We start from the raw sequence: 6,919 nt of genomic DNA on the forward strand, positions 1-6,919 counted from the left end.
CTACTTGAAGTAATGAAAGAATTAAGTGTAAATCACCTATTAGGAATAAAATATATAAATAAAGACGATATTGATTTAATTTTTGAAACGGCGGATCACTTTAAAGAAGTAATCAACAGACCCATCAAAAAAGTACCTTCACTGCGAGATATTACTATTGCAAATATCTTTTTTGAAAATAGTACGCGAACTAAATTGTCTTTTGAATTAGCACAGAAGCGCCTTTCTGCCGATGTGATCAGTTTTTCTTCAGCCCAGTCTTCTGTTAAAAAGGGAGAGACATTAATTGATACGGTTAATAATATTTTAGCTATGAAAGTGGACATGGTAGTTATGCGTCATAGCCATCCTGGAGCCGCTTATTTTTTGTCTAAAAATGTGAAAGCGAGTATCGTTAATGCGGGAGATGGCGCACATGAACATCCTACGCAAGCCCTACTTGACAGTTACTCTATTCGCGAGCGATTGGGTGATGTAGCGGGTAAAAAGGTTGTGATTGTTGGGGATATCTTACACTCACGTGTAGCTTTGTCTAATATTTTTGCTTTGCAAATGCAAGGAGCAGAAGTGCGCGTTTGTGGTCCCAAAACCTTAATCCCAAAACACATTGAAAGTCTGGGGGTAAAGGTAGAGTCAAACCTGAGAAAAGCACTAGAGTGGTGTGATGTAGCAAATATGTTGCGCGTGCAAAATGAGCGCTTGGACTTCAGTTATTTCCCCAATACCCGTGAATACGCCCAACAATTTGGATTGACCAAAGAGATCTTAGACTCCTTGGACAAAGAAATTGTCGTCATGCACCCGGGTCCTATTAATAGAGGAGTTGAGATTACTTCTGATGTAGCGGACTCACAGCAATCTGTGATTTTAGATCAGGTAGAAAATGGAGTTGCCATCCGCATGGCGGTTATTTATCTTTTGGCATCAAAGATTAAATAGCTATTTTAGTGCCATCAAAATTAGTATACAATGAAAGTTACAGAAAAAGGACATACCAAAGTAATCCAAATCGGAACGGATACCATTGCAGGCGTATTGCAAAAAATAACAGCGCAGTACCAAGCTTTGTTTATGGATTATAACCTAGTGATCGACTTGTCAGGTTCACAAGAAGAGGTAACCGAAGACAAATTGGAAGCTATTGAAGAATTGGCCATTGAGCATATGGAAGAGGCAAATAAATCATTTGTCATCGTAACAGAAGCCGTGAACTTTAACGATTTTGATGGAGATCTAATTGTAGTGCCTACCAAACAAGAGGCCTTCGATTTGATCGAAATGGACGAAATACAACGCGATTTAGAATTATAAAGAACAGAAAAGGCTTAAGTAATTAAGCCTTTTTCTTTTGCATGATAGGGGCTTTTTCGTACCTTACATCCACAAACTATTAAATTCTGATCTATTGAAACTTACTATATTAGGTTGTTATGCCGCAACACCAAGAACCATGACCAACCCCACCTCTCAGGTGTTAGAACTGAATGGTCATATGTTTTTAATCGATGCGGGAGAGGGAACCCAAATTCAATTGCGCAAGAACAAGATTAAGTTTCAGCGAATTAACCACGTCTTTATTTCCCATTTACACGGTGACCACTTCTTTGGGTTGATCGGATTGATCTCCACCTTTTCCTTGTTAAATAGACAAAGTGATTTACACGTTTACGGCCCCAAAGGGATCAAAGAAATTATCTTGTTGCAATTGCGATTGAGCAATTCCTATACAGGATATGGGTTGTATTTTCACGAGTTAGAAAGCAAAGAAAGTGTAGTCGTTTTTGAAGATGAACGCGTAGTAGTACGCACCATTCCCTTGGATCATCGCGTTTACACCAATGGGTATTTGTTTGAATCAAAACCTGGAGATCGAAAACTGAGAATAGGGGCTATTGAAGACCTGGAAATTGATCGTTGTTACTATCAAAAAATTAAACAAGGCGGCAATATTACCTTAGATGATGGTACGGTCATCCAAAATAAGGATATTACCTATGATCCGGAGCCAACGGAAAGCTACGCTTTTTGTTCGGATACCTATTACTCAGAAGCCATTGTGCCAATAATAAAAGGAGTCGATGCCTTGTATCACGAAAGTACATTTCTCGAGTCCGAATCGCATTATACGGAGCGAACCAAACACTGTACGGCCAAACAAGCGGCTACCATTGCAAAACTCGCTCAGGCTAAGGTGCTTATATTAGGACACTATTCTACGCGTTACACCGATATTACCGCTTTTAAAACAGAAGCTGAAGAAGTTTTTGACGGAACGATTTTAAATGCCGATGATGGTGTTATCTTTGATCTTTAATTCCTAAATCTAGAGCATGAGTGATTTAAGTAACTATAGAAAATCATACGAAAAACAAGTATTGATCGAAACTGAAGTGGACCAAAATCCCATGATGCAATTCCGTCATTGGTTTTGTGAAGTAGAAGACTTCGGTGGAGTAGAGGAAGTCAATGCAATGACAGTTTCCTCCATAGGATTGGATGGATTTCCAAAAGCGAGAGTGGTCTTGTTGAAATCTTATGACGAAAATGGATTCGTATTTTTTACGAATTATAACTCGGAAAAAGGCAAGGCAATTTTAGCCAACCCACAGGTGTGTTTGTCATTTTTTTGGCCGTCGATGGAACGTCAGGTGATCATCAAGGGTATTGCAAAAAAAGTGTCAGAACAACAATCGGATAACTACTTCGACAGTCGACCGCTGGGGAGTCGCTTAGGCGCTATTGTATCCAATCAAAGCGAAGTTGTTTCTTCCTATGACGAACTCGTACAAGCATTGAAAACACTGGAGAATAACGCTGTGGAAGGCGAAGTAAAACGACCTAAAAACTGGGGAGGCTTTTGCGTTGCACCGGTTAGTATTGAATTTTGGCAAGGAAGACCAAATCGATTACACGATCGTATTCGATATACCCTTACGGAAGATCAGCTGGATTGGACGTTGGAGCGCTTAGCCCCTTAAGAAAGATAAACACATGAAAATACAAAAAATAGTACTACCACTTGCCGTAGTAGCCTTTATGATCTGGGCTTTGATGGAACAAGCATCGGAACAACCTAAACTGTGGGTACAAATAATCGGAGTAGCTTTATTCTTTATAGCTATGGCGCGTTTGATGCAAAAAACACCGAGTAATAAACCTAAAGAATCCTTGGTCATTCGAACGGATCGTCAAGCAATAGAAGAGGAGCAAGCGGAAGAAATGTATTCGATAACAGATGAAACAAAAAAATAATTTCAAGTAAGATGTTGAGTAAAGGAGATTACGTACAAGTATTGGATGAAAACGAAGAGGGCATTGTCATCAATCTAATCGGTGATCAAGTAACCATTGAAACGAAAGATGGTTTTGTTTTGAATTATAAGCCGTCAGAGTTATTGAAAATAGTCAAAGAGGACGAGGTAGATTTTAGAGCAGCAAGTTCAAAAGGATCTATTCAAGAAGCCTTAGAAAGCAAAGTAGAGCCCAAAAAACGCTCTTTTGTAAAGGAAAAGAAATCGCGTAAAGAGGAGTTTATTCTCGAAGTTGATTTGCATATCGAAAAGCTAACTAAAGACTATAAACGCATGGAAAAGCACGATATGTTGACCTTACAACTGGATGCGGCAAGAGGACAGCTAGAATTTGCTATTCGCAACCGTATTCCGCGTATTGTTTTCATTCACGGCGTGGGAGAAGGTGTCTTAAAAGCAGAACTCGAATTTTTGTTTAGCCGATACGCAGAGGTTGTTGCAGAAGATGCAAACTACCAAAAATACGGCGTTGGAGCTATGCAAATTTACATCAAACAAAATCCAAATCGATAAATAAAAAAATCCCCAGCTAATATGGGGATTTTTTTATTTAGGGTAATGCTATTTTATTCTTGTACGAATGTTCCAAATGGTAAGATTGTTTTGTGGAACGTTAAGTTATCATATAAAGCTTTCATGAAAACCACATTTTTTAAGGTGATTTCGTGTCTTAGTTTAGGCTCTTCATCTCCTGCAGGTCTTGTCCATCGCGTATTGATGACAATTTCTCCCACAGTAGCACTCCAATTTTCTACTAAGCGATTGTTGTTCGCTGGAGTATTTCCTGGTATATCTCCTTCGTTTTCACAAACTTCTGTGAAGTTAATTCCCGCACGGGCATATTGTCTGTAAACCAATGGACGTGTATCGGATAATGGAATAACTTTTTCACCTTCTTCTGTTGGGAAATCCGAAGCAGCCAATTGAAGTATCATCGCTTCTTTATCGGAAAGCGTAATCCACTGCGTTTGACATGCGTTAATTGTTTTTAGCGTATTGTCGTTGTTTAAAAACTTGAATGCAAGGGTGTTCGATCGATAGTTGTTGGTACCGAAAGGCATGCGATCGTATTTAATACTCGTTTCTCCATCTTGGAAGTTAACGTTCAAAATGGTGAAATTGTATTGGTAGGTTAACCCCACAGAATGATCGCCAATCAATTCAGTAAGGTCGTTGTTTCGAATAGAAACCATGCGCTGTGTACGCAATGTTGCTCCTGGTGAAGCTTGAATCTCTTCTACAACTGTTGGAACACTTGGCGATGGAAATGTACAAATAGAGGTATTCTCCACTCTGCCGTTGTATTTTCTATAGGCTAAACTCGTGTTTGTTCCATCAATCTCCACGTCAACCACTGAAATACTCTCATCACGCATGAAATTATCCATGTCTGCAATTAAAATAAAAGCATCCGTTTCCTTTAATTTGTAGAAAACTTTTGCCCCATCTCCTTGATCTGAACAGCGGTTTACCGTTGTTACAGTAGAGAAATCAATATCATTGTAGGTAAGCTTGCCATCGTCGCAAGAACTTAATCCGAATAAGCAAATAGCAGTAGCTAGCGTATAAACCTTTTTCATAAAGTAAATATATCGTTATCGAGAGTACAAAAATACTTTTTTTATCTTAAGTAGGGACATTTAAGAGCAGATATAGGTTATTTAATTATCTTTGGTTACGTTAAAGATAACTTAAAATATAAGCTGCTCGCTATGAATTCATTGCCTACTAAAACAAATTACCCTGCACTATATACCTTAGTAACTGTATTCTTTTTTTGGGGATTCTTTGCCGCGGGGAATAGCATTTTTATTCCTTTTTGTAAAGCGTTTTTTAATTTAGATCAGTTTCAGTCCCAATTGATCGATTTTTCCTTTTATACCGCATATTATTTTGGTGCCTTGTTGCTGTTTATACTCAGTGCGTGGAAAAAACGTGATATCGTAAGTAATTGGGGATATAAACGGTCTATTGTCTATGGATTATTGTTTTCAACTGTTGGAGCAGTAGCTATGATTTGGGCAGTTCAAATCAGTGTTTATGCCGCTTTATTGGTTGGTTTGTTTATTGTAGCCCTAGGGTTTTCTCTTCAGCAGATCGCTGCCAATCCCTTTGCTATTTCACTGGGTGATCCCAAAACGGGAACGAGCCGCGTTAGCTTAGGCGGGGGAATCAATTCTTTAGGAACGACGATAGGTCCCCTGTTGATGGCCTATGCCCTGTATGGGAGCGCTAAAACATTGACAGATGATCAAATTCAACATCTAAGCTTGGATTCGATGACAGTCTTATACGGTGCGGTAGGGGGATTGTTTCTACTAGCGGCTTTGCTTTTTTTCTTTTCAAAAAAAATTCCCGCAGGAAGGAGTCAAGCTGAAATAAAACCCGCCAAAAAAGCCATTGGCTTATTAGTTGGGATGACCATCTTGCTAGTAGCGGTTTTCATACCTGTATTTGGAACGTATAAAAGCGATGCTTATTTGCGCGTTACTACGCTTCAAAAACAACAAGAAGAACTAACGTTAAGCCTCAAAAGCGAAAGTACTTCGCTTGATAAGGCTAATACTGCTATTGAATTGGCAAAAATTAAAACAGAAATAAAAGAAACACTTACCCCTATAGAAAATAAGCGTATTTACTTGTTGGCTGGGGCTTTAGTTGTAATTGTTGGGAGTATTTGCTTCGCTTACTTCAACAGTCAAAAAAACAAAAAAGGCTGGGGCGCCATGCAATATCCTCAACTTTTGTTAGGCATGTTGGCTATCTTCGCTTATGTAGGGGTGGAGGTAGGAATCGGAAGCAACTTAGGGGAACTGTTGAAATTGGAGGAATTTGGCGCTTTGCAATCGGCAGAAATTGCTCCATATGTCTCAATGTATTGGGGAAGCTTAATGATTGGAAGATGGGCCGGAGCAGTGAGCGTCTTCCAACTCAGTAGAACGAAGGAAATACTTGCCCTTATCCTCGTGCCTTTTGCAGCCTATTTGGTTATTTTATTGGCTAACTTCTTTGCAGGAAATGAAATTGAACACCTATACTACTATAGCTTGTGCGTGTTGATTCAAGTTGCCTTCTCTTTTTGGAGTAAAAATAAGTCTGCCCGTACCATGGTTCTGTTTAGCTTGTTTGGTTTATTGGCAATGGTCGTTGGACTTTTTTCTACGGGTATGCTTGCTATATATGCCTTTCTAGCTGGTGGATTGGCTTGTAGCGTGCTGTGGCCTGCAATCTTTAATATTGCTATCATGGGGTTAGGGAAATATACGGCTCAAGGTTCTTCGTTTTTGATTATGATGATTTTAGGAGGGGGAATATTGCCTCCAATTCAAGGAAAGCTTGCCGATATGATAGGTATACACGAATCTTATATCGTCAATGCGGTTTGTTTTGGATATTTATTGCTCTTTGGAATAATTGCCAAGAGAGTTTTGCATAAACAAGGTATTGCGATTGACGAGATTGACTAAAAAAACACATAAAAAAAAGAATTTTTTTCAAGGCAAAATTGCCGATATGATAGGCATTCATGAGTCTTATATCGTCAATGCGGTTTGTTTTGGATATTTATTGCTCTTTGGAATAATTGCCAAGAGAGTTTTGCATAAACA

8 protein-coding genes are annotated in these 6,919 nt (G+C 39.0%); 7 read left to right on the top strand and 1 reads right to left on the bottom strand.

From position 1 onward, the window contains the following. The first annotated feature begins 12 nt into the window (after positions 1-12). From HX062_RS07880 to HX062_RS07905, 6 genes are all read left to right on the top strand, one after another. Entirely contained in the window at positions 13-939 is a 927-nt protein-coding gene (locus HX062_RS07880) for an aspartate carbamoyltransferase catalytic subunit (protein ID WP_182628126.1), read from the top strand. A 30-nt stretch (positions 940-969) separates the two neighbouring features. Next, positions 970-1,311, top strand: a complete 342-nt coding sequence (locus tag HX062_RS07885; RefSeq protein WP_182628128.1) for a ribonuclease Z — start codon at positions 970-972, stop codon at positions 1,309-1,311. 94 nt (positions 1,312-1,405) lie between these two features. After that, the gene (locus HX062_RS07890) at positions 1,406-2,314 is read left to right on the top strand and encodes a ribonuclease Z (RefSeq protein ID WP_182628129.1); all 909 of its coding nucleotides are present in this window, start codon (positions 1,406-1,408) and stop codon (positions 2,312-2,314) included. A gap of 16 nt (positions 2,315-2,330) precedes the next feature. Further along, positions 2,331-2,978 carry a pyridoxamine 5'-phosphate oxidase gene (pdxH, locus tag HX062_RS07895; protein ID WP_182628130.1) on the top strand — a complete coding sequence of 216 codons (648 nt, stop codon included), beginning with the start codon at positions 2,331-2,333 and terminating at the stop codon, positions 2,976-2,978. Positions 2,979-2,991: 13 nt separating this feature from the next. After that, the gene (locus HX062_RS07900) at positions 2,992-3,252 is read left to right on the top strand and encodes a hypothetical protein (RefSeq protein ID WP_182628131.1); all 261 of its coding nucleotides are present in this window, start codon (positions 2,992-2,994) and stop codon (positions 3,250-3,252) included. Between the two features lie 11 nt (positions 3,253-3,263). Continuing rightward, the gene (locus HX062_RS07905) at positions 3,264-3,824 is read left to right on the top strand and encodes a DUF8465 domain-containing protein (RefSeq protein WP_182628132.1); all 561 of its coding nucleotides are present in this window, start codon (positions 3,264-3,266) and stop codon (positions 3,822-3,824) included. A gap of 53 nt (positions 3,825-3,877) precedes the next feature. On the opposite strand, the gene HX062_RS07910 is transcribed toward HX062_RS07905, so the two are convergent. After that, the gene (locus HX062_RS07910) at positions 3,878-4,891 is read right to left on the bottom strand and encodes a hypothetical protein (RefSeq protein WP_182628133.1); all 1,014 of its coding nucleotides are present in this window, start codon (positions 4,889-4,891) and stop codon (positions 3,878-3,880) included. Positions 4,892-5,023: 132 nt separating this feature from the next. Here HX062_RS07910 and HX062_RS07915 point away from each other — a divergent pair, with 132 nt between their 5' ends. Further along, positions 5,024-6,778 (top strand): MFS transporter, encoded by a 1,755-nt coding sequence (locus HX062_RS07915; protein WP_286467041.1) that lies wholly within the window; start codon positions 5,024-5,026, stop codon positions 6,776-6,778. The last annotated feature ends 141 nt before the right edge of the window (positions 6,779-6,919 follow it).

It is taken from the genome of Myroides sp. DF42-4-2, assembly GCF_030326445.1.
Taxonomy (GTDB): domain Bacteria; phylum Bacteroidota; class Bacteroidia; order Flavobacteriales; family Flavobacteriaceae; genus Flavobacterium.

Coding starts and splice junctions, on each gene's coding strand:
- HX062_RS07880 (WP_182628126.1), top strand. CDS start 13: ATGAAAGAATTAAGTGTAAATCACCTATTAGGAATAAAATATATAAAT.
- HX062_RS07885 (WP_182628128.1), top strand. CDS start 970: ATGAAAGTTACAGAAAAAGGACATACCAAAGTAATCCAAATCGGAACG.
- pdxH (WP_182628130.1), top strand. CDS start 2,331: ATGAGTGATTTAAGTAACTATAGAAAATCATACGAAAAACAAGTATTG.
- HX062_RS07900 (WP_182628131.1), top strand. CDS start 2,992: ATGAAAATACAAAAAATAGTACTACCACTTGCCGTAGTAGCCTTTATG.
- HX062_RS07905 (WP_182628132.1), top strand. CDS start 3,264: ATGTTGAGTAAAGGAGATTACGTACAAGTATTGGATGAAAACGAAGAG.
- HX062_RS07910 (WP_182628133.1), bottom strand. CDS start 4,891: ATGAAAAAGGTTTATACGCTAGCTACTGCTATTTGCTTATTCGGATTA.
- HX062_RS07915 (WP_286467041.1), top strand. CDS start 5,024: ATGAATTCATTGCCTACTAAAACAAATTACCCTGCACTATATACCTTA.